Origin of the sequence: Humibacillus xanthopallidus, assembly GCF_044793955.1 — a bacterium.
In the GTDB taxonomy this organism is placed as follows: Bacteria; Actinomycetota; Actinomycetes; order Actinomycetales; family Dermatophilaceae; genus Humibacillus; species Humibacillus xanthopallidus_C.
Map to the genome: position 1 here is coordinate 3,928,496 of NZ_CP084995.1, position 24,672 is coordinate 3,953,167.

22 protein-coding genes, 1 tRNA gene and 1 riboswitch are annotated in these 24,672 nt (G+C 70.6%); of the genes, 3 read left to right on the plus strand and 20 right to left on the minus strand.

Annotated elements, in window-relative coordinates; all coding sequences use genetic code 11:
- Window positions 1–137: 137 nt before the first annotated feature.
- The 13 genes from LG278_RS17690 to LG278_RS17750 form a co-directional block, all read right to left on the minus strand.
- Entirely contained in the window at window positions 138–941 is an 804-nt protein-coding gene (locus LG278_RS17690; RefSeq protein WP_404388835.1) for a hypothetical protein, read from the minus strand.
- Window positions 942–1,435: 494 nt separating this feature from the next.
- Window positions 1,436–5,011, minus strand: a complete 3,576-nt coding sequence (locus LG278_RS17695) for a LysM peptidoglycan-binding domain-containing protein (protein WP_404388836.1) — start codon at window positions 5,009–5,011, stop codon at window positions 1,436–1,438.
- On the minus strand, window positions 5,008–5,499 hold the full coding sequence (locus tag LG278_RS17700; protein WP_404388837.1) for a TadE/TadG family type IV pilus assembly protein: 492 nt from the start codon (window positions 5,497–5,499) through the stop codon (window positions 5,008–5,010). Before LG278_RS17700 ends, LG278_RS17695 begins: the two co-directional genes overlap by 4 nt.
- 5 nt (window positions 5,500–5,504) lie before the next feature.
- Window positions 5,505–5,966 (minus strand): TadE/TadG family type IV pilus assembly protein, encoded by a 462-nt coding sequence (locus LG278_RS17705; RefSeq protein WP_404388838.1) that lies wholly within the window; start codon window positions 5,964–5,966, stop codon window positions 5,505–5,507.
- The gene (locus LG278_RS17710; RefSeq protein ID WP_404388839.1) at window positions 5,963–6,379 is read right to left on the minus strand and encodes a TadE/TadG family type IV pilus assembly protein; all 417 of its coding nucleotides are present in this window, start codon (window positions 6,377–6,379) and stop codon (window positions 5,963–5,965) included. The genes LG278_RS17705 and LG278_RS17710 overlap by 4 nt, the downstream gene beginning before the upstream one ends.
- A gap of 25 nt (window positions 6,380–6,404) precedes the next feature.
- A complete protein-coding gene (locus tag LG278_RS17715) occupies window positions 6,405–6,641 on the minus strand; it encodes a hypothetical protein (protein ID WP_404388840.1) in 237 nt (78 codons plus the stop codon).
- Window positions 6,642–6,768: 127 nt separating this feature from the next.
- Window positions 6,769–7,683 carry a type II secretion system F family protein gene (locus tag LG278_RS17720; protein WP_404388841.1) on the minus strand — a complete coding sequence of 305 codons (915 nt, stop codon included), beginning with the start codon at window positions 7,681–7,683 and terminating at the stop codon, window positions 6,769–6,771.
- The gene (locus tag LG278_RS17725) at window positions 7,683–8,567 is read right to left on the minus strand and encodes a type II secretion system F family protein (protein ID WP_404388842.1); all 885 of its coding nucleotides are present in this window, start codon (window positions 8,565–8,567) and stop codon (window positions 7,683–7,685) included. The genes LG278_RS17720 and LG278_RS17725 overlap by 1 nt, the downstream gene beginning before the upstream one ends.
- The gene (locus LG278_RS17730; protein ID WP_404388843.1) at window positions 8,564–10,204 is read right to left on the minus strand and encodes a CpaF family protein; all 1,641 of its coding nucleotides are present in this window, start codon (window positions 10,202–10,204) and stop codon (window positions 8,564–8,566) included. Before LG278_RS17730 ends, LG278_RS17725 begins: the two co-directional genes overlap by 4 nt.
- Window positions 10,201–11,004, minus strand: a complete 804-nt coding sequence (locus tag LG278_RS17735) for a hypothetical protein (RefSeq protein ID WP_404388844.1) — start codon at window positions 11,002–11,004, stop codon at window positions 10,201–10,203. Before LG278_RS17735 ends, LG278_RS17730 begins: the two co-directional genes overlap by 4 nt.
- A gap of 4 nt (window positions 11,005–11,008) precedes the next feature.
- Complete coding sequence (locus tag LG278_RS17740) at window positions 11,009–11,617, minus strand: SAF domain-containing protein (protein WP_404388845.1); 609 nt, start codon at window positions 11,615–11,617, stop codon at window positions 11,009–11,011.
- Window positions 11,618–11,725: 108 nt separating this feature from the next.
- The gene (locus tag LG278_RS17745; RefSeq protein ID WP_404388846.1) at window positions 11,726–12,355 is read right to left on the minus strand and encodes a hypothetical protein; all 630 of its coding nucleotides are present in this window, start codon (window positions 12,353–12,355) and stop codon (window positions 11,726–11,728) included.
- A 275-nt stretch (window positions 12,356–12,630) separates the two neighbouring features.
- Window positions 12,631–13,050, minus strand: coding sequence for a hypothetical protein (locus tag LG278_RS17750; RefSeq protein ID WP_404388847.1), 420 nt, complete (start codon window positions 13,048–13,050; stop codon window positions 12,631–12,633).
- 524 nt (window positions 13,051–13,574) lie between these two features.
- On the opposite strand from LG278_RS17750, the gene LG278_RS17755 reads away from it, so the two are divergent.
- Entirely contained in the window at window positions 13,575–13,853 is a 279-nt protein-coding gene (locus LG278_RS17755) for a helix-turn-helix domain-containing protein (protein ID WP_404388848.1), read from the plus strand.
- Between the two features lie 630 nt (window positions 13,854–14,483).
- On the opposite strand, the gene LG278_RS17760 is transcribed toward LG278_RS17755, so the two are convergent.
- The 6 genes from LG278_RS17760 to LG278_RS17785 all read right to left on the minus strand — a co-directional run bounded on the left by LG278_RS17760 (window position 14,484) and on the right by LG278_RS17785 (window position 21,016).
- Complete coding sequence (locus tag LG278_RS17760; protein WP_404388849.1) at window positions 14,484–15,668, minus strand: ATP-binding protein; 1,185 nt, start codon at window positions 15,666–15,668, stop codon at window positions 14,484–14,486.
- Between the two features lie 161 nt (window positions 15,669–15,829).
- Window positions 15,830–16,981, minus strand: coding sequence for a tyrosine-type recombinase/integrase (locus LG278_RS17765; RefSeq protein ID WP_404388850.1), 1,152 nt, complete (start codon window positions 16,979–16,981; stop codon window positions 15,830–15,832).
- Between the two features lie 163 nt (window positions 16,982–17,144).
- A tRNA-Thr gene (locus LG278_RS17770) sits at window positions 17,145–17,220 on the minus strand.
- A gap of 240 nt (window positions 17,221–17,460) precedes the next feature.
- Window positions 17,461–18,150: a transglycosylase family protein gene (locus LG278_RS17775; protein WP_404388851.1), complete on the minus strand. Its 690-nt coding sequence runs from the start codon at window positions 18,148–18,150 to the stop codon at window positions 17,461–17,463.
- A 4-nt stretch (window positions 18,151–18,154) separates the two neighbouring features.
- Window positions 18,155–18,370: riboswitch (cyclic di-AMP (ydaO/yuaA leader) on the minus strand.
- A gap of 291 nt (window positions 18,371–18,661) precedes the next feature.
- The gene (locus LG278_RS17780; RefSeq protein ID WP_404388852.1) at window positions 18,662–20,485 is read right to left on the minus strand and encodes a serine/threonine-protein kinase; all 1,824 of its coding nucleotides are present in this window, start codon (window positions 20,483–20,485) and stop codon (window positions 18,662–18,664) included.
- 99 nt (window positions 20,486–20,584) lie between these two features.
- A complete protein-coding gene (locus LG278_RS17785) occupies window positions 20,585–21,016 on the minus strand; it encodes a CBS domain-containing protein (RefSeq protein WP_404388853.1) in 432 nt (143 codons plus the stop codon).
- Between the two features lie 231 nt (window positions 21,017–21,247).
- Between LG278_RS17785 and LG278_RS17790 the strand changes: the two genes are divergently transcribed.
- Together LG278_RS17790 and otsB are read left to right on the plus strand one after the other, a co-directional pair.
- Window positions 21,248–22,777 (plus strand): trehalose-6-phosphate synthase, encoded by a 1,530-nt coding sequence (locus LG278_RS17790; protein WP_404388854.1) that lies wholly within the window; start codon window positions 21,248–21,250, stop codon window positions 22,775–22,777.
- Window positions 22,774–23,580 (plus strand): trehalose-phosphatase, encoded by an 807-nt coding sequence (gene otsB, locus LG278_RS17795; protein WP_404388855.1) that lies wholly within the window; start codon window positions 22,774–22,776, stop codon window positions 23,578–23,580. The genes LG278_RS17790 and otsB overlap by 4 nt, the downstream gene beginning before the upstream one ends.
- Before the next feature lie 78 nt (window positions 23,581–23,658).
- Here the strand turns inward: otsB and LG278_RS17800 are convergent, their stop codons facing one another.
- Window positions 23,659–24,672: a LacI family DNA-binding transcriptional regulator gene (locus LG278_RS17800; protein ID WP_404388856.1), complete on the minus strand. Its 1,014-nt coding sequence runs from the start codon at window positions 24,670–24,672 to the stop codon at window positions 23,659–23,661.

The following is a 24,672-nucleotide window of genomic DNA, read 5'->3' on the forward strand; positions in this document are numbered from 1 at the left end:
CGATCGCCTGAGGCGGGGGGCGATATGCAGCCACGGCAGGAGTCCTCAATTCACGACTGCGTGGACTCTTCGAGCTGGTTGGCGATGGTGCGGGCCATGTTGTACGAGGAGTCCAGGTCCTCGGCCTAGGTACTTCGTCAGGCGTTAGCGATGAGGTCGGCCAACTCTGGAGCCTCATCCGACACGAGGTCAGGATGCTCCCGCAGGAACTCGACCAAGCCCTCCCTGGCGATCCGCAGGAACTGGGAGCTGTAGGAGGTGTCGTCGACGTGGACGACGGCGAGAGCGAGGAACTCCAAAGCGACTGCGAAACCTCCCACGGCCTGCTCGCTGCCGCACCACACGTAGATGGGGTTCACGTCGACGTCGAGGGCGTGATGCCGAACATTGGTCTTGAAGTCCAGTTCGGGATGAACGGACGCGTTGCGGTTGTTGAAGAGCTGTTCGATGTTCGGGCGGAGGCGGTCCATCCGTGGGGCGGGGATATTGCTCACCAGCAGCACGGTCTCCATCACCCGCCGACTCGCCCAAGGCTTCCTCTTGCGCCGGCGCTTCTCGGTCTCCTCGTCCACCGCGCCCCGCGCCTCAAGCATCTTGCACAGCGCCTCGAGTGAGTATGCGGACGCGGTGACGGCCTGTAGGCCATGCCTGAACTCGGACCAGAGGGCGCTCTGAACGGCCGGGGCGTCGCCCGCGCGGCGCGCGACCAGCGCTGTTTCGCGGGCAGCCGCCGATTCCATCGCATGGTCATGCGCCAGCCTGAGCCAGACCATCCAGAACCCGACGTCGGTGCTGTACTCGACGTCGAAGTCAGGCCCGACCGGCGCGATGCCGATTGTCAGGAACTCTCGGGTGATGCTTCCCGGAAAGCGCGGGAACGATTCCATCGGGGGAAACTCTTCCGAGTTTTTCATGGACCCAGCATGCAGGAGATGCGCCATGCGTCCCCGCTATAGCCCGACGTTACGTCCCCGTTGAAGCCCGACGCCCTGGGTCCCCCCAATCGGATGGCGGGGGCCGTGCCCGGTCCTCGTACCACGACGGGTGGACCGAGACCCCCGAGGACGTGTCGACATCTTCCTGCCGCGCACCGCGGTCATTCGGCGAGTTCAGCTCGCAGCGGGTTGGATGCTCACCGTGCGATTGGGACGAGCATTTCGGCCGGTAGCCACTGTTGGATGAGGGTCTCGTCGCTCTCGACGAGATAGACGACGAGGGCTTTCCATGAGCCGTCCGGCGTCTGCTGCCAGCGCACGACGAGACCCGGGTGTGGTCCACGGGCCGTGGATGGGCCGGTGACCCAGCAGTGCTGTCGAGCTGGGGGCGTGGCGGGAACGGGGTGTGTGACGCCTCGTCCTGATCCTCCAGCCATGGGACCAGTATGGAACAGGTGTTCGATCAACGTCCTTTGGCGGGAGCCACCGGCCTGGTCCGCTCAGCTGGCGTGGCGGGTCCGTTCCAGCCAGTCCTTGGCGGCGATGACCTGTCTGGTGCGGTCAGTCAGCTCCGGGGGTGCGCCTTCGCTGTCCGAGCGGTTGAGGACATCATCGCGCAGGATCCGGTCCGCCTCGGCGTGGTGGGCTTCGGCGTCGGCGATGGCCGCGAGGTCGAGCCGCGGGATCTCCTCGTCGGGCGCGGCCAGTGCGGCGGTCTCCGCGGCAAGCCGAGCCCGCCGCAGGTCGCCTGCTCGCAGGCTCTGGGTGGCGACCAGATGGGCGACGTCGACGATGGCACACAGCAGGTGCTGGTCGATCCGGTCGCCCTCGACCAGCCAGTACCAGCGGTCCTCTTTGAGGCTGCTGAAAGGTTGGCCCTGCACGAGCCGCAGGGCGGCGTCCAGGTCCTCAATCCCCTCGGGTCCGCGTGCCTCACCTCGGACTCGGAGGCGGCGGAAGAGGTCCGCGTCCACGAGGACGTCAACGACCTGGTAGACGCCGACGCCGCGGGCGAGGGCGGCTGGTGCCTTCCGGGCGTCGGGGAGGTGCTTGTCGCCGGTGCGGGGGTTCACTCCGAGCCAGTCGCGCAGGATCCGGATGTAGTCGCGGGCCTTGGCCTGGGTGATGTTGAAGGTGTCGGCGAGCTCTGCTGGGGTGGCGCCGTGTGGCCTGGTGGCGAGGTAGGTGAGCATCTCGGTGAAGTAGTGCTTGCGCTTGGTCAGCGGGGTGCCGCGGGTCCGGGCGCTCACCGGCCCGAGCAGGGTCAGGCGTGGCAGCCGGCAGTCGTCTGACCACCATGCGGCGAGGTCCGCGTCGAGGGTGGGGTCCGCGGCGAGCACGGCGTCGCTGACCTGGGCGGCGACCTTGGGTGCGAGTGCTTGCAGGTCCTCTCGGGTGGTCGCGCCGTCCCGGAGGTAGTCCTCGTCGTCGAGGTCGAGGACGGTGGTGACGGGTTCGCCGAGGCTGTGCTCGTCGACGGATCGGGGCAGGGTGTGCTCGTCGCGTAGGGCGCCGGCCTCGTTGGTCCAGGACCGCCACCCCTCCCCGGCGTCGGTGGTGGGGATGGGGACGTCGTCGAGGTCCTCGCTCTGGGCGAGCAGAGCTGCGCAACCCTGGGCTTCGTCCGGGGTGAGGCCGACCGTGACGAGGTCGAGCCCGACTCCCGGCAGCAGGACCCGCCCGTCCGCCGTCACCGTGATCTCCATCGCTGGGGGTGGGCTGCCGCCGCTGTCGGTGAGCTCACCGCAGACAACGACGCTGGTGGCGGTGCGGCAGGCGTTTGCGTGGATGAGGTCGAGCAGCTGCGTTAGCGCTGGAGTCACCGCGGCGTCGGCTGCGGTGTCGAGGATGAACAGGCGTGCGGGCCAGGCGTCGGCGCCCGCCTGGATGGCCCGGGCCGTGGGCACGTCGTCGCCGAGCTCTTGGGCACGGTCGAGGGTCGCGATGGCTTCGGTGAGAACGTCCGCGGCCGGGTCGCCGCCGGTGTGGAGGCGGAGCCGGGCGGGGTTCATGGCGGCCACCTCGGAGGCGACCCCGATCATGTCGACCCGCACTCCGTGTGACCACGGGTTGCAGGCGATCTCGGCGAGCAGGTACCTCGCCAGGTCACGGCTGAAGTCCGGGTCGCCGGTGATGCTGACGTTGAGGTCCTCGAGGTTGAGCAGCCAGGGGTCCCCGGTGTCGCTGGCTCCGATCGTGACCAGCAGGGGGTAGGGCGCGGGCTGGTCCGGCACGGCTGGCCCGACCTCGTCAAGCGCGGTTGTGGCTGGCAGCGTCCAGTGCAGCTGGTCGGGCGTGCCCTGCCAGGGCGCGGCAAGGGCAGCCGGGCTGATCAGGTGCAGGCGGATCGTCCCCTCGGTCAGCTCGATGGCCGCCACCTGCGGGAGGGCACCGCCGGTCCGGGTGTGGGCGGCGGCGAACCGGCGGAGCATCTCGTCCACGTAGACGACGGTCGGGGCGCTGGAGCCGCCGACAGCGAAGACGGTCTTCTCCACGGGCGCCAGGGCCGGCTCGGGTGTGGCGATCGTGCGGCCGGGGCGCCGTGCCCTGAACTGGGCTGCGCGTCGCCTGCGCAGGCGCAGGAGTAGGGACCCCGCGAGGAGCGCTCCCGCACCGGTGAGGCCGGTCAGCATCCACGCGGCCGGCACCTCACCCTGCTGATCTGTGGCCGACGGCCCCTCAGTCGGCGACCCGGGAGTTGCTGGCTGTGTGGTCGGTGTCGCGCCCTCGGCTGCGGTCGTCGTCGCGCCAGCCAGGTCGGTGAATCCTCGGGTGGAGGCGGGCGACGGAGTCTCGGCGCCGTGCCGGGGTGCCGGCCGGGGCGGCACGTGACGCTCCGGCGATGCAGTTGGCGCGGGCGGCGGCTGGCTGACCGGTCCGTGGACTGGGGGGATGGTCAGGATCCAGCCGGGGCGGATGCGGTCCGGGTCGCGCAGCTGCTCGCCGTCGGCCTGGCGGGTGTCCGTCGAGGCGTCGAAGATCTCGGGGTAGCGGCTGGCATCGGCCAGCTGTTCCTGGGCGATGCCGGAGAGGGTGTCGCCCGCCTTGACGGTGACGGCGCGCTCCCCTGTGTTGTCCGCTTCTTGGTGGCTCTCGGGTGCACGGGTCGATTGTGCGGCAGCGGTGGGCACGGTCAGGGTCCACCCCGGCTGGATGAGGTCCGCGTCGCTCAGTCGTGCGCCGCCGGGTTGGCGGGTGTCCTTCGAGGCCTCGAAGATCTCCGGGTACCGGCCCGCGGCCCCCAGCTGCTCCTGCGCGATCTGCGAGAGCGTGTCTCCGGGCTCGACCGTGACGGCGTGTGCGGCGTCTGTGGTGGTTGCCCGGGGGATGACGAGCACGGTGCCCGGGGTGAGGAAGCCGGGCTTGTCCCCGAGCACGTCGGTGTTGAGGACCGCGATCTCCGTGAAACGCGCCCCGGAGCCGAGCCGCTGTTCCGCTATCGACCACAGCGACTCGCCCCGCTTGACCGTGTGCGTCAGCAAGTGCGGAGCACTGCCCCGATGGGTCCCGCGGTTCGTGGTCAGGGTGTCTCTCGCCGCTGCGGCGGCTCCGGTGGCGGCGTGGGCCGGGCGCCCTTCCTGGGGTGTGCCATTACTTTCCGCGTGGGCCCCGGCGGGGATCTCAACCGCGGCAGCGACAGCCGCCGGGGAGGTCGCGATGGTCGCCGCTTTGGCCGGCTGGGCGCCGACGGGCGCGGTGATGAACAGCAGTAGCGCGGCGCTGACCAGATTCCGGGCGGCCACCTGCGGCAGCGCCAGCCCCGGCAGCCGAGGAGCGCGGACCCCGCGCAGCCGCGAGATGACCTCGAGGACAATGGAACCCGCCAGAAAGAGCCACGCGGCCCAGCCGACGATCGTGAGCAGGCCCAGCACGAGGGACCCGTCGTCCGGGCTGGTCAGCGCCGCCCACAACCGGCTCATCGAGGGCACGGACGGGACCGTGTCCGGGATGAGGTCTGCTCCGACGGCCAGCAACGCGGCGGGGAGGCCGACCAGGATCGCGGTGAGCCCCGCCGCCGCGGCCAGGCCGAGCAGACGTGCCCGCAGCCGGGCGTCTCGCTCAGTCCTAAGGGTCATTGCTCGACCCCATAGACGGAGCGAGTGGTGCGGGAGTCTGCGGCCCCGTGGACGGTGAACGAGCTCAACCCGATGATGCCCAGAAACGTGCACTCGTAGGTCGCCGTGGTAGTGACGTGCACCGTCTGACCGTCCACGACGGACGCGGTCCCGGTCATCCCCGATCCGGCGAGGTAGGTCTGGGCGGCTCGTTGCGCGGCGTACAGGTCAACGGTGACACCGTCGCCGCGGACCGCTCCCGCCGCTTGGAGCTGCTGACCGCCGGCGCGGGCAGCCTGACGGGCGACGTCCTGCGCGCGCTGCTGGGCGCCGACCTTGCCTCCGAGGTCGACGGCGAGGCCCACGAGGATGATCATGACCAGGCCGCTGGCCGCCAGCCAGATGCTCACCGAGCCGCGGTCGCGTCGCGCCATGCCGACGCCGTGGCGGCGTTCACGGATTCCCCTGCGCTCCGGGCTTGGTGGCCGTGTCGTCGTGCTGGTCGTCATGGTCATCACCGCTGTCGGTAGGTGTCGATGGCGGACCGCATCGTGGCGGTGACCGTCCTGGTGCCGGGGACGCCGGGCACGGACAGGTCGGCGAGGTCGACCTCGCAGGTCACGGTCGCGGTGACCTGAGCAGGCGTGCCGACCGGGGCGGCGAACCCGGTCGTGTCGACCGACACCGCCGTGCTGGCGCAGGTGAGCCCTTGGCTCGCCAGCGTGGCGGTGGCTGCGGGGGACGCGGCCGCTTCCGCTTCTGCCTGGGTGCGGGAGATCGACGCCGAGCGGGCCGCACTGTTGGCGGCCGCCTCCACCGTCTGGTGCGCGATGGCCATCCGGCCCGCGAAGATGATGAGCCCGACGAAGAGCAGGAACGCGGGGACGCCGATCACGGTCTCGATGACGGCCGAGCCCCGCTCGGAACCCCTCCGCTGCGGGCGGTGAATGCGTCGGGGGGATGGGAGGCGGGTCATCGGGTGATCCGTTCGACGGGCGCCGTCGCTGACTGCCGCACGAAGGGCGACCAGCCCGGGATGACGCTCAGCGAGGTCCCGGTGACGGTCACGGTCGCGACCTCCGCGGTCCGGCTGCTGCTGACGAGGGCGCCCTTGAGGACGTCGTCACCGCCGGCCTCGGCGACGAAGGAGGCCGCCGCGGCAGCGCCCGCTCCCCGGCTGCCGTCCTCGACCGAGGAGGCCCGCGCTCCTTCCTGCGCCGCGGCGATCGCGACGGACCTCGCGTGGTAGAACAACGCCGCCTGCATCCCGAGGAACATGACCGTGAAGAGCACCGGCAGCAGCAGCACCATCTGGATCGAGGCGGAGCCTCGCTCGGATGGCCCCGCCGCGCTGCGGCGACGCCGTCTGGGCGCCCGGGTGCTGCTCATCCTCGGCCTGCGGATCCGGTGGCTGCTATCTGATGCTGCCGGCCTTGGAGGTCACGTAGCTGGTGATGGCGGCGACGACGATCCCGACGATGCCGATGATCGCGACCGCCCAGATCACCATCTCCATCGTGACCGCCCCCCTGTCAGGGACGTGGTCCTCGCCGGGCTTCGGGTTGCGTCCGAGCCCGGTCGCCAGCGTGGCCTCCGCCCTGTCCGTGAGGGTGGCGGCGAGGATGTGCAGGGTCGCTGCGAGGTAGTTCATGAGCCTCTCCTGTCTTCGTGTTGTTGCTGCCGGGTGGTCCCGAGTTCTCCCGGGCTGTTCACGTGCCCTTTGGTGGTGTGGGTGATGCGAAATCGCTTGCGGTGCAGTGCCGTTCGAGTTCGTTAAGTCAGGTTTCGCCCATGACCCGCAGCAGCGCGGGGGCGACGAGGATGGCGAGGAAGATGACGCCGAGCAGGCTCATCGGGATGGACATGCGTTCGCCGACCTCGTTGGCCTTGGCCTTCTCGGCGCCGAGCATCGCGGCGCGCATCCCGGCGGACCGGGCTCGCAGGTTGGAGTAGATCTGCGCACCCTCCTCCCCGGAGAGGCGCATGATGTCGGCCAGGTCCTGCAGCTCGGGCAGTCCGAGCTCGTCGGCGAGGTTGCGCAGCGCGTCCCACGGGGTCAGGCCGGACCAGCGGGTCCGGGCGAGCTCCTCGCCGAGGCGCCGGAAGACCCAGGAGTCGCCGACGTCGGCGGCGGCCTCCATCGCCTGCCGCGGCCCGGCTCCGCTGTTGCGTTCCAGGGCGACGAGGTCGATGTAGGCGCCCAGGGCGCGAGCGAACTCGGCCCGGGCCTTCTTCGCGTCGTCGCGGGCGTTGTAGTCGGGCAGGAAGAAGAAGACCACCGCGGCCCCGAGCGAGGCGATGACGGGCATGACGACCGGGACGGGCAGACGCAGCAGGGTGAAGAAGGCCGCGAGCAGGGGCGGGGCCAGCAGCCCCAGCCCGGCGAACATGAGCTTCTCGCCGTAGAAGCGGCTCACCGGGATCCGCAGGATGGCCAGCTCCTTGACGGGGACGCTGCCCCACGCCCCGGCGGGCAGCGTCTTCATTCCCCACAGCCCGAGCCGTTCCCGCGCGTCGCTGGCTCCTGCCTCCGCCTGGCCGAGATCCGCGCGGGACGGGGTCCGGTTGGGTGAGAGCCGATTGAGTGCATCGCCCAGGTCCGGGTCGGCTGGGGTGAGTCGCCACACGATCAGGGCGACGCCGAGCCCGACGAGGCCACCTGCCAGGATCGCCAGCTGCAGTCCGGTGGGCATCAGCGAGCCGCCTCCTTCGCGGCTGTGCCGATGAACCGTGGGAGGCTCTCCCCGATGGCCATCCGCTTCATCCAGATCAGGGTTGCCACGTAGAGGCTCAGCAGGACGACGAGGATGACCTGCCCGAACGGGGTCGCGTAGGGGGCGATGTAGTCGCCGGTCAGGGCGAGAACGGCCAGGACACCGATCGTGATGATGGTGACCCAGCGGGCCGTCGCGCGGGGCTTGGCACGGTCGGCCTCGATCTCGCGTCGAGCCCGGACGTCGGCCGCGACGGACTCCGCCAACGCTTCCAGGACGCTGGCGACGCCGGCGCCGCGGCGGCGGGCGCCGAGGATGAGGTTGGCTGCGACGAGGTCACCGGTCGCGTCGTCGAGCTCGTCGGCGAAGGCCCGCAACGCCCGTTCGGTGCCCCACCGGGCCCGCAGCCGGGACGCCAGCCGGGTGACCTCGGGCCGGATCTCCTCCGGCGTGGAGCGCAGCGTGGAGATCAGCGCCTGCTCGAGCCCGACGCCGGCGGTGAGGATGCCGGACAGGGAACGGGTCCACTCCTCCATCGCCTCGAGGCGCTCGATCCTGCTCGCCGACTCCGGGGAGGACAGCAGGTACGGCAGGCCAGCCAGTGTCGCTGGCACGATGAGGATCGCGACGACCCACCCGGTCAACGTCGCCGCCAGGACACCGATCGCCAGACCAGCCAGGAGCAGCCGCCGGCTACGCCTACTCACCCCAGCGAACCGCGACCAGCGCGACCCGGCCGGCCCCGCCAGACGGTGGCCACGAGAAGGGGCCGTTTCCGCCGGCCGTGGCTGCAGGCCCAGGACGAGCCCGAGCAGGCCCGCGACCACGAGCGCGCCGGCCACGGCCGGGATCAGCGGCGTCATGACGCGGCCTCGTCCCGGTGGCCGTAGAAGCCGGGCAGGTCGAAGCCCCACTGCTGCAGGTCCCGGTAGTCGTCGGGGAGCACGTTCGGGGTGGCGACCCGCGCTCCGGGCGCGGTCGCGAAGACCTTCTGCACGGCGTAGCCCTTCTCCCGCTCGCCCGGGGTGACGGTGATGACCTCGGAGACCCAGCGGGCGCGTTGCGCGGTCCCGTCGGCCAGCGGGCTGGTCTCGAGGTGGACGTGCACGACGAGGTTGATGCTCGCCGCGATCGCCCGCACGGCGTAGTCGTGGGTGACGTGCGGCCCGGCCTCCATCGCGCAGGTGACGAGCTTGTTGATGGCGCCCTCGGCGTTGACGGCGTGCGTGGTGCTGATCGACCCGGCGCCGGACTCCATCGCCTTGAGCATCGCGAGGATCTCGTGGCCGCGGACCTCGCCGACGATCTGCCGGGAGAGGTTGAACCGGAACGAGTCGAACAAAGCCTCGCTGAGGGTGAACTCGCCCGCCTGCCGCCCGTCCGCGGCGCGCTCCCCCGACCCGGGCCGCGCCTCCCACGCGAAGACGATGGGGTGGGTCTCGGTCAGCTCGTGCAGGTGCAGCTCATACTCGGTCTCGAAGGTGCCGATGATCTCGTGCCGCGGAATCTCGGCGCACAACGCGCGCACCAGCGTCGTCTTGCCGGCCCCTTGGGCCCCCGACACGACGATGGACTTGCGGGCCCGGACCGCCGCCCGCAGGAACGAGGCCGCCGTCTCGGACAGGTTGCCCCGTTCTACGAGATCAGCGAGGGTCACCTGCCGCAGCCGGTGCCGGCGGATCACCATCGACGGGCGCGGCATCACCCACGCGACCGCCGCCAGCCGCGCGCCCCCGTCCAGACGCAGGTGCAGCTTCGGCTGCGCCTCGGAGAACGGCCGCGCGTTGGCCTCCGACCTGCTCGCCAGGAACACGAGGAAGTCGATGAGCTCCTGGTCGCTGTTCGCGACCGCGGGACCGGGCACCATCCGCCCGTCGGTCAGCTCGAGGGTCACCCGGTCGCAGCCGGTGACGATGATGTTCTCGACCCGGTCATCGTCCACCAGCGGCTGCAGCCGCCCGAGGCCGAACAGCGCATCATCGAGCGCCTGAGCCATCTCGTCCTGCTCGGCCGGGCTCCACTGCGCCTGCCCCGCCTCGACGCGGGCCACCGACTCGTCGTTGAGCAGGTCAAGGATGATCGCTCGTCCCCGCTCCCGCTGCACCGCCGCCGAAAGGTGCGCCCGCTCCTCCCCCAACGCGGCACTGAGCCGGTCCGACGCCTGCTGCCGCAGCGCCGCGACCAGCTCCCAGTCCAGCACGCTCCTGTATGCCGCCGGCACCGGACGCAGCTCCGCCGTCGCCCGCTGCTGCGGGCCCGTCATAGCGTCACGCGCATCGTCGCGCTCGGGGTCGCGCTCGGCCGTCGGCCGCATCGAGAAGGTGCCCCGCACCCGGCCGGGCCGCGACGACGCCCATGCCGATGAGGCGCTCGACGCAGGTGTCGGTGCCGGTGTCGCGAAGAGCGGCAACGACGTCGGATCGGTCGGGTCAACGGGGTCCGTAGCGTGAATTGGCTGCGCCCCCTGCGCGGTTCGCGGAAGGCCGATGCTCTCGTTCATGGTCGAGCTCCCATCAGGGCCTGGGCAGGTGGGCCTGCGAGCTCCTCACGGTTGGCGGCGACCGTTGAGTCGATCGCCTCACGGGCGGCCAAGAGGCTCCGCACGAGCGGTGACGTGTCGAACTTCCGCGGCGCCTTGGCGCCCCTGCCGAACACCTGCGCGGCGGCGGAATCCCATGCGAGAGAGGCGATCACGGGGATCTGCAGCACCTTGCGGACCTCACGGGCGGTGTACGGGTCGCCCTCCCCCACCATCAGCAGCCCCAGCGACGCAAGGCCGCCGACCCGCTCGAACCCGCCCCGCAGCGTCTGCGCCCAGGAGCGGGCCCCGGACAGGGACACCAGGTCCGACCGCACCGTCAGCAGGCACAGGTCAGCGGCGTATAGCAACGGCTCCGGGAACCCCGTGAGGCCCAGCCGGCCGGCGTCCACGATGACGTCCTGCCCGGTCCGTTCCAATGTCTTGAGGGCGGCCGAGAGAGGTTCCCACAGCGGCACCAGGCTGGGGGCCTGCGTGTGCGAGCGGGTCCCCGGCAGCAGCGCGGCTGAGGTTCCCTCGATCCGCACCGCGGCCTCGGGGATCGCCCGGTCCAGCTGGCCGTACCGGTGGGCCAGCGCCAGGTCGATGAGGGAGGCTGTCGGGGCGGTCTGACCGCGCAGGTAGCCAGCGAGGACTGAGGATCCGCCCGTCGGGTCGGCTTCGACGAGCAGCGCGGGCCGCGGCCAGGTCAGCGCGAGGCCCACCGCCGAGGTGGTGACCCCTGGTGACCCGGAGGCTGAGGTGAGCACGATCAGGGCCATCAGGTCACCGTTCCCGGCTGTCGAGCACGAGCACGACCCTGCCGGTGGCCGCTCGGGCGGCGAGCTCACCGGCCTCGTCCTTCGGCACGAGGACGGACACGACCGTCTTGTCCTGCTCCGCGCCCGGGTGCAGGCCCACGACGGTGGCGGTGACCTCGACCGGCGCGGCGTCGGTGGCCTCGCCCTGCGCGCCCGGGGTACCGACGATTCGTACGGTGTCGCCGGCCTGCAACGGCTCACCCGGCATCAGCGAAGGCGGCAACGCGACCCCCACAACCGACTGACCTGCCGGGGGGATGACCGACCGCGTCACTGACTCGGACGTCACGAGGCTCCCGGCGGCCATGTCCATCGCGGCGCGCTGGCCCACCAGCTCAGGCAGGCTGTCCCCGGCGACGGTCCGCAAGCCGGGGTCGACACCGACCTGGACGGTCATCAGGTCCGCTCGGTCGATCGTCTCGCCGCGGGCGATGGTCGCGCGGACCGCGACGACCTCGTGGGTGTTGCTCGTCGAGGTCCACGCCCACACCCCGAGCAGCGCGCCGAGGCAGACGGCGGCGACCGAAGCGACGACGAGGATCGGGCGGCGCCGCAGCTTCGGTGCCGGCGCCACCTCGCCGGGGTTGGGCGGAGAGGGCCTGGCGCGTCCGTTCCGCCGGCCAGCGTCGGTGCTGTCCGTGTGCCCTGTCGTCACGGTCATCCGCGTTCCCCTGTCGAGCCGTTACCGGTTGATGACTTGGCTCTCGCCCATGGTGATGTTCGTCGTGCGGGACAGGTCCAGCGGAATCACGCCGCTCTCCCCGACCCCCGTCCAGGTCACGCTCCAGTAGCTCGTCGCCGTGACGACGTACGAGCCCTGGCGGGTGTAGGTGTGCCCGCAGTCCGGGCTGGACTGTCTCCCATAGGAGTCCGCGTACGGGGTGCCCTTGGTGAGGCACACGACCTGGGTGCCGTCGCCCATGTCCCACACGACCTTCTTGACCTTGGCTGTTGCCCGGACCGTGAAGCCGCCCGCTGACGCGGTGCGGGTGATCGGCCCCCACGTGTTCTCCGCCGGTCCGTCCACCCACATCCAGGTCGGTAGCCCGATGATGCCGATACTCCCGGGCCGGGGCTCGGGGACGATCCCGATGTTCACCGCCTTCAGCTGCATCGCGTTCATGGCCCGACGGGCCAAGACCCGCGGGTCCGGCGGCGGAGGCGCCGCCGGCGGTGGCCCGGCAGCCCAGAAGAGCAGCACCCGATCGCCATTGACGTCGCTTCCGGCGACGAGGCACTGGTAGATCCCTCCGTCGGTGTGGCCGGCCCAGATGGGATCCGTCTTAAGAGGTGCCACGGCCAGGGCTCCCATGAAAAGACACGTGACGCCGTTGACCCGTACAACATTCGAGGTTGCGCCGTTCGAACCATGAGCACCGGTGCTCGCACCCGACGTCTCCCCAGCAGGTGCGCCGCTCGTGGAACCCCCACCGGGCCCCGCACCGGGCGTTGCGCCACCGCCGGCCCAGATGATGCACACGCCTCTCTGATTGAACTTCTCACAGACCGGAGCCGCCGCGCCGGCGGGCACGGCCGTGCTGATGGCCGCGAGGACGAGTGCTCCTCCAACCGACGCGATCCGCCTGGCTAACACTTGTCGTCCTTCGGCTGCACATAAGCCACACGCCACCCATCAGGGCTCGGATAATCGCGGTTGGCGACCCCGACCAAGTTCACGCCGGTGGGCTTCCTGCTGTCAGGCACCACCGACTTGCCCTTCCTGTCGACGATGTCGACGCCACTGACGTCGTAGCAGACCAGAAACGTGACGACGGGGACTGTGGGAGGAGTGGACTTGAGGTCGATCGCCAGGTCCGTCTTGACGTGCTTGACCCACTTGAGCTTCGTCTCACCCGTCTGATGCACCCTCTGCGCCTTGACGGCGTTCAGCGTGTTCACGTTCTCCACCAACGCGGTGCCCGTCGAGGAACCCTCGAAAAACGAAGGGTTCGTCTTGGTGGGCTCGAATATTCCGCGGTCTGCGTCCCGATAGAACCTTGCCACCATCCCCCTGGCATCCTCCTCCGCGACCTGAGTTGGGCTCGGCGTCGTTGACGTCGGTGAGCTCGAGGTTGAACCCGCGACGCTCGGCGTCGCGGAGGTCGCGGGCAGGGACGGAGTCGACGAACCTGTGCACGCAGCTAGCGCAGCAATGGCGATGGCGGCTGCGGCGGCTCGCCTACATGCTCGAGTCATCTCGTCTCTCCCCGTGTGTCTCAAGAGATAAAGCCCACCCACCTGAGCCTGGCGATCAGCGTCGGGTCGGCGATTTTCACGATATGGCCGGTCTGCCCGCCTGAGCACACTTGACGGCTACCTGTGGATAACGACCTGCAAGTGCTACGGGCCTTGTGGATTCGCCCCATTTGCGCTTCTGCCATTCCATGGCACCACACCCGCGGCCATCGCGCAGTTCGAGAGTGGGGACCATCGGGTCATGGAAGGAGCTGCAACCGCGCCACACAGCAAGGGCATGGTGGGCGTGGCCTGCACCGCAGGCCTCCTCTGCTCCAACGCGAGACACACCTGAGGTGATCGCCCGAACGCAGTGCCAGGGCTTTGGAGACTGGGAGGTCACCATGAACCAGAAGCACCGCCGCGAGTTCGAGTCGCTCGCTGAAGCCGCCGAGCGGACAGGTTTGAGCACGAAGACGATTCGACGGCGCATCGCCAGCGGCGTGCTCGCCGCATACCGCAGCGGGCCCCGTGTGCTTCGAGTCGACCCGGACGACGTCGACCAGATGATGGTGCGCCTGCCGACCATGTCTGCAGGACCGGAGTCCATGGGAGCACCGCGCCCTTCCCGTTGAGCCTGCAGGCAGCGCGGGAATCCGCTTGCCCGGGTACTCCGGCCTGCCTCTCCGGCTTCGCACCGGCATGATCAGTCCCGTGGCCCCTTACGACAACACAGGTGACCCGATCCAAGTGGGAGAGCCAGACGGGTACGGCCTGTTCGGCGTCCTCGACCAGGACGCCGATGGACTCCTGTGCCACATCTGCGGCTGGCGCGGCCCACACTTGGGCCTCCACGCCTACAAGGGTCACGGCATGCGCGCCCGGCAGTACAAGCTCGAGCACGGCCTACGTCGATCCAAAGGGCTCGTAGCCGCAGCAGTGCTCGAGAAGCTCGCCGAGCGCGGCGCAGCCCAAATGCCCTCACGAACAGGTCTCATCGCTGCACGTGATCCCGGAAGAGCCACCGCTGCGCGACTCGCTGGTGGGATGCCGCTCTCCCCTGCGGGGGCTGTAGCTTCGGCGTCCGGTCGCCAGACGCCTCGCGTGAGTCGCCGGGTGGTGATCGTCGTCACCTGCGCACAGTGCGGCGCGGAGTTCTGCCCGCTGCACATGGCGCGCCGGCGGAAGTTCTGCACACGATCATGCGCCAGCCGGCACAACCGGCGGCGAGCCTCACAGTCTGGCCCTGCCGTGGACCAGGCAGGTCAGGCAATGTCAGGATCGGATTGACGGGTGATGAAGTCAGCCATGCCGGGGACCGTGAACGCGATCCGTCCGTGCTCCGGGGCATACAACAGCCCCTTGGCGATCAGGGCAGCCCGCGTGGGTCCCAGGCTGGTCGGTTTGCGATCCAGACGGCGCGCAACCTCTCCTGAGGAGCTGCCCGCATCCCCGTCCACGGCCATCCCCCGCAGGTAGGCCTGCTCGCTGCGGGTTGCCCGGTCCCACCGTGCCCGGAAGAAGCCGTTATCCAAGGCACTCCGACCCACAGCGGCGCCCACTCGGGCGTCATGGACGGTGATTACGTCGTCGCCGAGAGCACTGTTCCACGTGTCCTGCCCGTACTGCTGAAGGAAGTACGGATACCCGCGGGCCTCCTCCACGAGAAGCGCCACCCCGGCGGCCTCCCACCCGACGCCGGCTCTCTGGGCGGGGACGGTGAGCACCTCACCGGCGATGGCGCTGGGCAGGGCCGTGATCGGGTAGAACGCAAACAGCCGCTCGGCGTACGACTTCGCCTCGGCAACGTCCTTCGGCAGCGACGGAAGCCCAGCGAGACAGAGCAGGAACGGCCAGCCCTGCTGCGAGGCCCGGTGCGCGATCGCGCACAGCGCCACCAACTCGTCCGTGGTCAGATCCTGAGCCTCGTCAACGAGGACCGCCACGCCGACACCTTCCTCACCCGCGCCCTCGCTCAGGTCCTTGACGAGCTTGTCGAGGTCGGTCTCCAAGACGCCGGAGTCCGCGCCTCCACCAGGCGAGTCCGCCAGATCCACCCCAAAGGACCAGGTCCCCGCCGAGTCGTACGACGCCTTGAACGACAAGGCAGTCTTGAGAGCACGCAGGATCCGACGGCCCGCGCTGGGGCGTGCCAAGTCCGAGAGCGGGCCGTACAACGCCTCGCCCAACGCCACCCGCAAGGTCTTGCCCGCACCGGCCTCGATCTGCGCCACCACCCAGCCATGGCTCTCCGCGGCCTTCGCCATCGCGGTCTGCAGGACGGTCTTGCCCACGCCGCGGAGCCCATAGAGAGCCACCGGCTGCACCGACAGACCCGCCATCACCCGGTCCAACGCCACGGCCCAGTCGGACAGCTCGAGATCGCGCCCTACCAACGCCAGCGGCGGCCGACCGGCTCCCGGACTGTACGGGTTTCGTCTGGCCTCCATGGCGGCTCCGTCCTCTGACCATTTATGCCTATATCTAGGCTAGCGCTAGATAGGCATCAATCTGGCTAGACGCGCAGGGTCTCGTGGCGTGTCGAGCGTCATACGCTGGCGGCTCACCGGCACCCGACCAGCTGTGCCGGACGACCCTCGCCTTCTGCACCTCAGTCAGGCGCGGTCGGCATGGGGTGCGTTTCATCGAGAGTTCCCTCAGCGAGCAGCGAGAGTGCAGCCGCAATTTGGGCGTCGCGGCCGGCGGCCGCGTGCTGATATCGCAGAGCCGCCCCTACCGAAGAGTGACCGAGTCGCTGTTGCAGTTCGGCCAGCGTGGCCCCCGTCATCGCGGCCAGCGTGGCTCCGGTGTGCCGGAGGTCATGGACTCGAAGGTCTTCGCGAGCCGCAGCCAGCTTCGCCTTGCGGAAGGCGTCATTGAAGACGGTCGGCTGAAGATGACTGCGCCCGTCCCGTGCCGGGAAGAGCAACGACTCCTTGCCTCGCCCGACGTGGCCGTCAAGGTGCGCGCTGATCGCTGGCACCACGTGCGGCGGGATCGCCACGGTTCGCCGGCCGGCGGCGGACTTCGGCGCGCCAACGACCGGGCGTCCCTTGACCCAGGCGACGGAGCGGTCGACGCACACCGTCCCTCTCGTGAGATCCACGTCCTTGCGGCGTAGTTCAAGAACCTCGCCGATGCGCAAGGCGCACCAAGAGCACAGGAGGGCGATGGCCCGCCTGTTCTCGGGGAGCGTCGCCACGATGGTGTCCAGCTCGGCCACGGTCGCAGGCCTGATCTCGCAAGCTCGCGGCGCATTGGAGGCGGACTTGATTCGGCACGGGTTCGCGGAGATCTCCTCGTCGGCCACGGCGGTGTTCAGTACGGCCTTCAAGAGCGCGTAGGCCCGGGCATTCACCGTCGGGGTCGACGGGTTCAGACCGGCCCACCACACGCGCACCTGGCTCGGGGTGATGGACGCGAGCGGGCGATCCCCGAACACCGGAAGCAGGTAACGCTCGAGCAGGTGCTCATAGCCGTCCCTGGTCCGGGGCTTCAGCGGGCGGTCCTCCAGCCAACGCCTCGCGTATGAGCTGAAGCTGGACGCGGTCCGCGTCTGCATGCGCGCCACCGGCGATTCCCACCGTCCGGAAGCGACCAGGTTTCTCTCGGCGCCCAGCCACGCCTCAGCGTCGCCCTTGGTCGCAAAGGTAGTCGGCGAGTTGTGGCGGGCCAGGTCGGGGCCGACATAACTGGCCTGCCACCGCTTGGAGGGCAGCCGCCGAAGATGTCCGAAGCCTCGCTTGTTGGGCTTGTTCGCCACCCGCGACCCTCCCGATCCAGCCATCGCCGTGCGATTAGCGTGCGATTAGCGTGCGATTAGAGAGTACATCTGGGCGGTCTCGTGTCCGCTTCTGACTCTGGGCCACAGCGCACTACAGGGCCACATAAGCGCAGGTCAGAGCCTGTTTTCGCAGGTCACACGATGGAGCTGGCGAGGGGACTCGAACCCCTAACCGCCTGTTTACAAGACAGGTGCGCTACCAATTGCGCCACGCCAGCAGGCCCGATCGCGGCAGCGACGCCGGAGCACCCAGCGCGGTCGGGACGGCGAAAGCGTAACGGAGCCGGACGGCTTACCGGAAAGCCGCCCGCGGCGCGGCCACCGCCTCGCAGCGTCCACGCCTCGCAGCGTCCCCACCCCGCCACAACGAGCCCCACGCAGCAGGACGGCCCCGCAGACCGTGAGGTCGTGCGGAGCCGTCCGACGTGCTGAGCCGTCACCCGGCCCGAGCCCGAAGCTCAGGGGAGGCGGATGACCTGACCGACGTAGATCAGGTTGGCGTTGGCGACGGTGCCGCGGTTGGCCGCGTAGAGGGCCTTCCAGCCGCCGTCGACGTCGTGCTTCTGCGCCAGCTTGCTGAGCGTGTCACCGCTCTTGATGGTGACCTTGGCGCCGGTGGCCGTCGACGTGCGGGTCGTCGAACGCGACGCGGTCGGGTTCGCCTTCTTGGTCGTCGCCTTCTTGGTGGTCGTCGGCTTGGGGGCCGCGTAGGTCTTCTTCGTCGTGACCTTCTTGGTCGTCGTGGTTGCGGTCGTGGCCGCACCGCCGTTGGCGCGGGTCAGGCCCGCACGCTTGGAGCAGACCGGCCAGGCGCCGGGGCCCTGCACCTTGAGGACGCGCTGGGCGACGGCGATCTGCTCCGCCTTCGTCGCGAGGTCGGCGCGCGAGGCGTACTGCCCGCCGCCGAAGCCGCGCCACGTGCTGCCCAGGAACTGCAGGCCGCCGTAGAAGCCGTTGCCGGTGTTGATGCTCCAGTTGCCCCCGGACTCACAGGCGGCAACGCGGTCCCAGACGCTCCCCGCGGCATTCGCGGAGCTCGCGGTGCCGATCCCGGCGACGACGGTCGCCGCGCCGGCGATGCCGACCCCGGCCATCCGCTGCTTCATGGAGAGACGCTTCGCCACGGCATGCTTGGACTGATAGTGCATGGGTGATTCCTTCCTGACGCGCGCCTGCGGGGTTAGCTGTCGGGTTCGGGCGGTCAGGTGCCCGGCCGCTGGCGCGGCTTCACCCCCAGACCAGGACGGCACACACACGCCGTCATCGCACGTTGTCACTGCACGCTGGCCACACTGGGTCCCCCGTCCTCGCCCGGCCCGCACGGTGCGGGCTGCGTCTCTGGCTGGCGAGGCTCGGCGCGCTCAGAGACCGGATTGATGGGTGTCCATGTGAAGTTGTGGAGCGCGCCGGTGGCTTCCGGGCACGACGGGCGACCACATGGAAAGGAAGAAACCCCCGATCCGGCTCCGGGTGAAGGAGGCCGCCGATGATCGACGGTACGTGAGGTCCCCACCCGTGACAAGCCGTGCCGAGATCTTTTCGTGATCTGGACTTGACGCTTTCTTTACTCTTTGGGCGTGGGCTGTGGTGCCCCTGTGTGTCCCGTTATGAGCAGGTATGCCGTCCGGCACCGTCCTCGGCCCAGCCGCTGCAGGTGCCCTAGCCGCCAAAGGGATTGCCGGAGAAAGGATTCCACGTGATGGCGACCCCCTTGGCGATGGCAACCGCGCCGGCGACGACGCCCACGGTCGCGAGGACGCCGGCCACGACCTGCATCGGCAGACCAGGCGGCACGAGCCGTCTCACGATGGAGCGCGACCCACGGCGCAGAGAGGCCCCGCCGGGGCCCCACCACAGCATCGCCAGCCCGAGTGCACCGCCGACGACGAGGGTCACGGGCGCGCCGGGGCCCAGCTCACCGCCACGGGTGCCGGCCAGGAGCAGCGCCGACCCGTAGATGCCCGCGAGCGCCACGCCGACCGGGAGGATGAGGCTCACCGCGGTCGCCACGACACCGACGACGAGGTGCCACGGGCTCGTGAGGACCGTCATCGCGACGTCGCTGCGACGACGTCCCCGCTCGTAGCGGCGCAGCACGAGCGACGTGAAGGACAGGTCGGTCGCCCGGGCGATGACCGACCAGCCGACGAGCACGAGCAGGGCGATGCCGGGCCACGCCGCGAGCGCCCCCACCCAGGCCAGCGCGGCGGCCCCGAGCAGGCCGGTGCGCATCGGCAGCCCGATGCGCGGGTCGCCCTCGCGCGGGACGATCTCCTCGTCGTCCTCGGGCACGCCCCGGTCCCAGTAGTCGTCGGCTGGCAGGGGCCCGCTGTCCGGCAGGTCCTCCCAGCTGCTCGCCGCCGGCGCCGCGTAGGGGCCCCCGGTCGGCGCGGGTCCGGCAGGAGCAGGCGGCGCTGGCGGCGGCGCGGACGCTGCCGAGCGATGGCTCGGAGGCGGCCACGCGGTCGACATCGGCACGGGGGGCATCACCGAGGTGCTGCGCTCCTGGAGCACCTGGGTCGAGCCCGGCAGCGGCGGTGGCTCGACATGGGTGGTCTCGTCGTCCCACGGGCCACCCTGGGGAGGCGGCACCGTGGCAGCCCGCCCGGCGGCATACTGCTCGAGCGCAGCGATGACGTCGTCGGCGTGGGGGCGACGCGCGGGGTCGGGCGAGAGCGCCGCCCGCAGCAGCGGCACGAGCAGCGGGTCGACGCCGTCGAGGTCGACGTCACCCGCGCGCACCCGGGTCAGTACGGCGTCCATGCGGGCCCGGCCGAACGGCGGACGGCCCGAGGCGGCGAAGGTGATCGTCGCCGCCCAGCCCCACCAGTCGGTGGCGTCGGTGATGGCCGCGCCCTCGACGAGCTCGGGCGAGAGGTAGCCCGGGGTGCCCATGACGAGCCCGCCGACGGTGTGGCGCACGTCGTCCTGCAGGTGGGCGATGCCGAAGTCGATGAGCACCGGCTCGCCGTCCTCGAGCAGCACGTTGCCGGGCTTGATGTCACGGTGCACGACCCCGCAGGCGTGGATCGCGCGGATCGCCTCGGCGACACCGCGCGCGAGCCGCAGCAGCTCGTCGGGAGCGAGAGGGCCGTGCTCCTCGACCGTCTCGTCGAGCGCTGGCCCGGGCACGTAGCGGGTCACGATGTAGGGGCGCGGACCCATGATGTCGGCGTCGATGACGCTCGCCACGCGGTCGTCGCGGATGCGCGAGAGCGTGTCGACCTCGCGGCCCAGGCGCCGGCGCGCGTCGTCGTCGTGGGCGATGTGGGTGCGCAGCACCTTGATGGCGACGGCCCTCCCCCGCGGGTCGAGCGCGAGGTGCACGACGCCCATGCCGCCCTCGCCGATCTCCTCGATCAGGCGGTAGGGCCCGAGCCGCTCGTGCCGCTCGCGGGGTACGCCGTCACGACCGTCGGGCTCGTCGGCGCGCACGCCGGAGGGCGGGCGAGGTGCCCGCTCGGTCCGGTCGTACGCCGTCATGCCCCTACGGTAAGCGACCCGGCGGTCCCGGCGGCACGGTGCAGTGCCGTCGAGCCCCGGATCGTGACCGGGGCCTGACGGGCGCCCGGCGTCGTCGCGTCAGTTGGTGATGTAGTCGCGCAGCGCGTCGCGCTCGGACTGGAGCTCGCTCAGCCGGTGCTTGACGATGTCGCCGATGCTGACGATGGCCGTGAGCGTGCCGTCCTCGTCGAGGATCGGCACGTGGCGCACCCGCATCTCGGTCATCGTGCCCGCGAGATCGGCGATGTTGTCGCTGGCCGACCCGGTCGTCACCTCGCTCGTCATGATCGCGGACACCGGCCCGCCGAGCACGGATGTGCCGGTCGCGTGCAGGTGGCGCACGATGTCACGCTCGCTGACGATCCCCTCGACGGAGGCGCCGTCGGTGCTCACGACAATGGCACCGATGTGGTGCTCGTCGAGCAGGGCGAGCAGGTGGTCCACGGTGTCATCGGGCTGGATCGTCACGACGCCCCCGCCCTTGGACCGCAGCACGTCAGAAATCTTCATGGCGACCTCCTTCTCAACTCGGCGACATGGCCGTCAACCAGCCGTGCGGGCACCAGTGCCCTGCTCCTGACCCTAGAGCCGGGACCGTCCGGGCGCCACCATTCTCTCGTTAGAGTGGGCCCTGCGCGCGCCGCTGCCCGTGAGGGGAGCCCCCGCGCCCCACGCCACCCACACGCCACCCCACGCCACCGACCGGTTGCCGCTGGTCCCACCAGAGCAGGAGTTGATTGCGTGCCGTCTGCACGGCCGACCTACGACCTCGTCATCGCGGCGAACCGCCTGCCCGTCGACAAGGTGGTCACCGACAGCGGAGAGGTGGAGTGGCGCCGCAGCCCCGGCGGGCTCGTCACGGCCATGGAGTCGGTGATGCGCAGCCAGCCCGGCGCGTGGGTCGGCTGGGCCGGTGACGCCGGCGAGGAGGCCCCGGAGCCCTTCGACGAGGACGGCATCCATCTGCGGCCCGTGCCGCTGTCGGCCGACGAGGTGCGCGACTACTACGAGGGCTTCTCCAACGACACGCTGTGGCCGATCTACCACGACGTCATCGTGCCGGCCTCCTTCCACCGCGACTGGTGGTCGAGCTACCAGACGGTCAACCAGCGCTTCGCCGAGGCCGTCGCCGAGGTGGCCGCCGAGGGCGCCCGCGTGTGGGTGCAGGACTACCAGCTGCAGCTCGTGCCGGCCCTCGTGCGCAAGCTGCGCCCCGACGTGCGCATCGGGTGGTTCAACCACATCCCCTTTCCCCCGGTCGAGCTCTTCGCCCAGCTGCCGTGGCGCACGCAGCTGCTCGACGGCCTGCTCGGAGCCGACTTCCTCGGCTTCCAGCGCCAGGCCGACTCGCGCAACTTCGTGCGCGCCTGCCGCCAGCTGCTCGGAGCCCGCACGAAGCGCGACATCGTCACCGTCGAGGGCAGCCACCGCCGGGTGCGCGCCGCGGCGATCCCCATCTCCGTCGACTTCAAGGGCCTCGAGGAGCTCGCCCAGCGTCCTGACGTCATGGAGCGGGCCCGCGAGATCCGCGCCAGTTTGGGCGACCCCGAGGTGCTCATGCTCGGCGTCGACCGGCTCGACTACACCAAGGGCATCCGGCACCGGCTCAAGGCCTACGAGGAGCTGCTCAGCGAGCGCCGTATCGGCCCGCCCGAGGTCACCCTCGTGCAGGTGGCCACCCCGAGCCGCGAGCGCGTCGACGCCTACCGCAACCTGCGCAACGAGATCGAGCAGACCGTGGGCCGCATCAACGGCGAGCTCGGCAAGATCGGGTCGCCTGCCGTGCACTACCTGCACCACTCCTATCCCCGCGAGGAGATGGCGGCCCTCTTCCAGGCGGCCGACGTCATGCTCGTGACGCCACTGCGCGACGGGATGAACCTCGTCGCCAAGGAGTACGTCACCTGCCGCCACGACCTCGGCGGCGCTCTCGTGCTCTCGGAGTTCACCGGCGCGTGGCACGAGCTGCACCAGGCCTTCGCGTGCAACCCGCACGACATCGAAGGCCTCAAGCAGACCATCCTGCGAGCCATCAACACCCCGGCCAAGGACAAGCAGCGCATCATGCGCGCCCTGCGCCGCCGGGTCTCCGACCACGACGTGCAGCGCTGGGCCGCCCGCTACCTCGCGGCGCTCGACGCCGCGCCCGACGTGCCCCGCCACACCCAGGTGGGCGGGGGCGGCAGCGACCCCCTCGCCGGGCCGGGCGCCGACCCGGGCGCGCTGCACCTCGGCGGGACCAGCACCGCAGAGAGGGCCACCTTCGCATGACCGACGGACTGCCTGACCTCGTCGAGGCCCTCCAGGAGGCGGCCGCCTCCAAGCGGCTGCTCATCGCCACCGACTTCGACGGCGTGCTCGCCCGCTTCGCCGCCGACCCCATGCGGGCAGCGGCCGAGCCCGGCACCATCGACACGCTGCGCTCGCTGGCCGACCTGCCGGGCGTGCACGTCGCCGTCATCTCGGGCCGCGACCTGACGACCCTGCGGCGCCTGACCCGCATCGACGAGGACGAGCCGATCGTGCTCATCGGCAGCCACGGAGCCGAGTCCTCCGACGAGGCAGTGCGATCCGCGATGGAGCACGCCGCCGTCACCGAGGACGACGAGGTCACCCTCAAGGAGCTGCGGACCGACATCGAGACCCTCGTCCGCGAGCGCCACCCCGAGGCCGGCATCGAGTACAAGGCTGCCGCCGTCGTCGTGCACACGCGCGGCCTGACGCGCGAGGTGTCCGACGCCGCCATCGCCGACGCCCGCCGCCTCGCCCTGGAGCACCCCGGAGTCAAGGTGCTCAAGGGCAAGTCGGTGCTCGAGCTGTCGGTCTCGCACGCCGACAAGGGCTCTGCCGTCACGGCGCTCGGCCGCAGCGTCGACGCCGTCTCGCGCATCTACTTCGGCGACGACGTCACCGACGAGGACGCCTTCATGCGAATGCGGCGTCCGCAGGACGTCACGGTCAAGGTGGGCAGCGGCTCGACCGCGGCCCGCTACCGGGTCGACGACGAGGCCACCGTCGCCCGGGTGCTCACCAAGCTGTGGCAGTTCTGCTCCGCAGCCCACGTGCCCAGCTGAGCGCGCCGCTCTCCTCGCGCGGCGGCATACCCCAGCAGTCGCTGCGCGAGCAGCCGTATGCCGTGAGGTGCAGCCCGCTCAGCGGCGGCGCACCGCGCCCGTCGACCCCCGCACGACGAGCTCCGGACGGAAGACGTATTCGGCACGGGGAGAAGGCTGCCCGGCGATCTCGTCGAGCAGCGCGCGCACCGTCGCCGCGCTCATCGCGTTGACGCTCTGGCGCACTGTCGTCAGGGGCGGGTCGGTGAAGGCGATGAGCGTCGAGTCGTCGTAGCCGACGACCGAGAAGTCGCGGGGCACCTGCAGTCCCCGCTTGCGCGCCTCCCGGATCGCCCCGAGCGCCATGAGGTCGGAGCCGCACACCACCGCCGTCGCCCCGCGGTCGAGCAGGCGCCCAGCGGCCGTCGCCCCGCCCTCGACCGTGAAGAGGGAGCGCTCGATGAGGTCGTCGACGTCGGACCTGCCGGTGAGCTCCTGCATGGAGTGACGGAAGCCCGCGATCTTGCGGATGACCGGCACGTAGCGGTCGGGCCCGACCGCCAGGCCGATCTCGCGGTGGCCGAGGCTGACGAGGTGCTCGAGAGCCAGGCCCATGGAGGCGACGTCGTCATTGGAGATGAAGGGGGCGTCGACCCCTTCGATGTAGCCGTTGACGAGCACGAGCGGCAGGCCCCGCTCGCGCAGCGCGACGTAGCGGGCGGAGTCGGTGGTCGTGTCGGCGTGCAGGCCGGAGATGAAGATGATGCCGGCGACGCCGCGCTCGAGCAGCATCTGCACGTAGTCGTCCTCGTGCACTCCCCCGGCCACCTGCGTGCAGAGCACGGGGGTGTAGCCGTTCTGCGCGAGGGAGTTCTCGATGATCTGCGCGAAGGCGGGGAAGATCGGGTTGGTCAGCTCGGGCACGATCAGGCCGACGAGGCCGGCGCTCTTGCGCCGCAGGCGAGACGGCCGGTCGTAGCCGAGCACGTCGAGTGCCGTGAGCACGGCCTGCCGGGTCGCCTCGGCCACACCGGGCTTGCCGTTGAGCACGCGTGACACGGTGGCCTCGGACACGCCCGCCTGGTCGGCGATGTCCTTGAGCCGAGCCCTCAC

Bases quoted from the DNA above. Each gene is read 5' to 3' on its own strand.
- LG278_RS17760 (WP_404388849.1), bottom strand. From the start codon at position 15,668: ATGGAGGCCAGACGAAACCCGTACAGTCCGGGAGCCGGTCGGCCGCCG.
- LG278_RS17730 (WP_404388843.1), bottom strand. From the start codon at position 10,204: ATGAACGAGAGCATCGGCCTTCCGCGAACCGCGCAGGGGGCGCAGCCA.
- LG278_RS17725 (WP_404388842.1), bottom strand. From the start codon at position 8,567: ATGACGCCGCTGATCCCGGCCGTGGCCGGCGCGCTCGTGGTCGCGGGC.
- LG278_RS17705 (WP_404388838.1), bottom strand. From the start codon at position 5,966: ATGACCCGCCTCCCATCCCCCCGACGCATTCACCGCCCGCAGCGGAGG.
- LG278_RS17690 (WP_404388835.1), bottom strand. From the start codon at position 941: ATGGCGCATCTCCTGCATGCTGGGTCCATGAAAAACTCGGAAGAGTTT.
- LG278_RS17785 (WP_404388853.1), bottom strand. From the start codon at position 21,016: ATGAAGATTTCTGACGTGCTGCGGTCCAAGGGCGGGGGCGTCGTGACG.
- LG278_RS17750 (WP_404388847.1), bottom strand. From the start codon at position 13,050: ATGGTGGCAAGGTTCTATCGGGACGCAGACCGCGGAATATTCGAGCCC.
- LG278_RS17735 (WP_404388844.1), bottom strand. From the start codon at position 11,004: ATGGCCCTGATCGTGCTCACCTCAGCCTCCGGGTCACCAGGGGTCACC.
- LG278_RS17745 (WP_404388846.1), bottom strand. From the start codon at position 12,355: ATGGGAGCCCTGGCCGTGGCACCTCTTAAGACGGATCCCATCTGGGCC.
- LG278_RS17720 (WP_404388841.1), bottom strand. From the start codon at position 7,683: ATGCCCACCGGACTGCAGCTGGCGATCCTGGCAGGTGGCCTCGTCGGG.
- LG278_RS17715 (WP_404388840.1), bottom strand. From the start codon at position 6,641: ATGAACTACCTCGCAGCGACCCTGCACATCCTCGCCGCCACCCTCACG.
- LG278_RS17780 (WP_404388852.1), bottom strand. From the start codon at position 20,485: ATGACGGCGTACGACCGGACCGAGCGGGCACCTCGCCCGCCCTCCGGC.
- LG278_RS17700 (WP_404388837.1), bottom strand. From the start codon at position 5,499: ATGACGACCAGCACGACGACACGGCCACCAAGCCCGGAGCGCAGGGGA.
- otsB (WP_404388855.1), top strand. From the start codon at position 22,774: ATGACCGACGGACTGCCTGACCTCGTCGAGGCCCTCCAGGAGGCGGCC.
- LG278_RS17775 (WP_404388851.1), bottom strand. From the start codon at position 18,150: ATGCACTATCAGTCCAAGCATGCCGTGGCGAAGCGTCTCTCCATGAAG.
- LG278_RS17695 (WP_404388836.1), bottom strand. From the start codon at position 5,011: ATGACCCTTAGGACTGAGCGAGACGCCCGGCTGCGGGCACGTCTGCTC.
- LG278_RS17710 (WP_404388839.1), bottom strand. From the start codon at position 6,379: ATGAGCAGCACCCGGGCGCCCAGACGGCGTCGCCGCAGCGCGGCGGGG.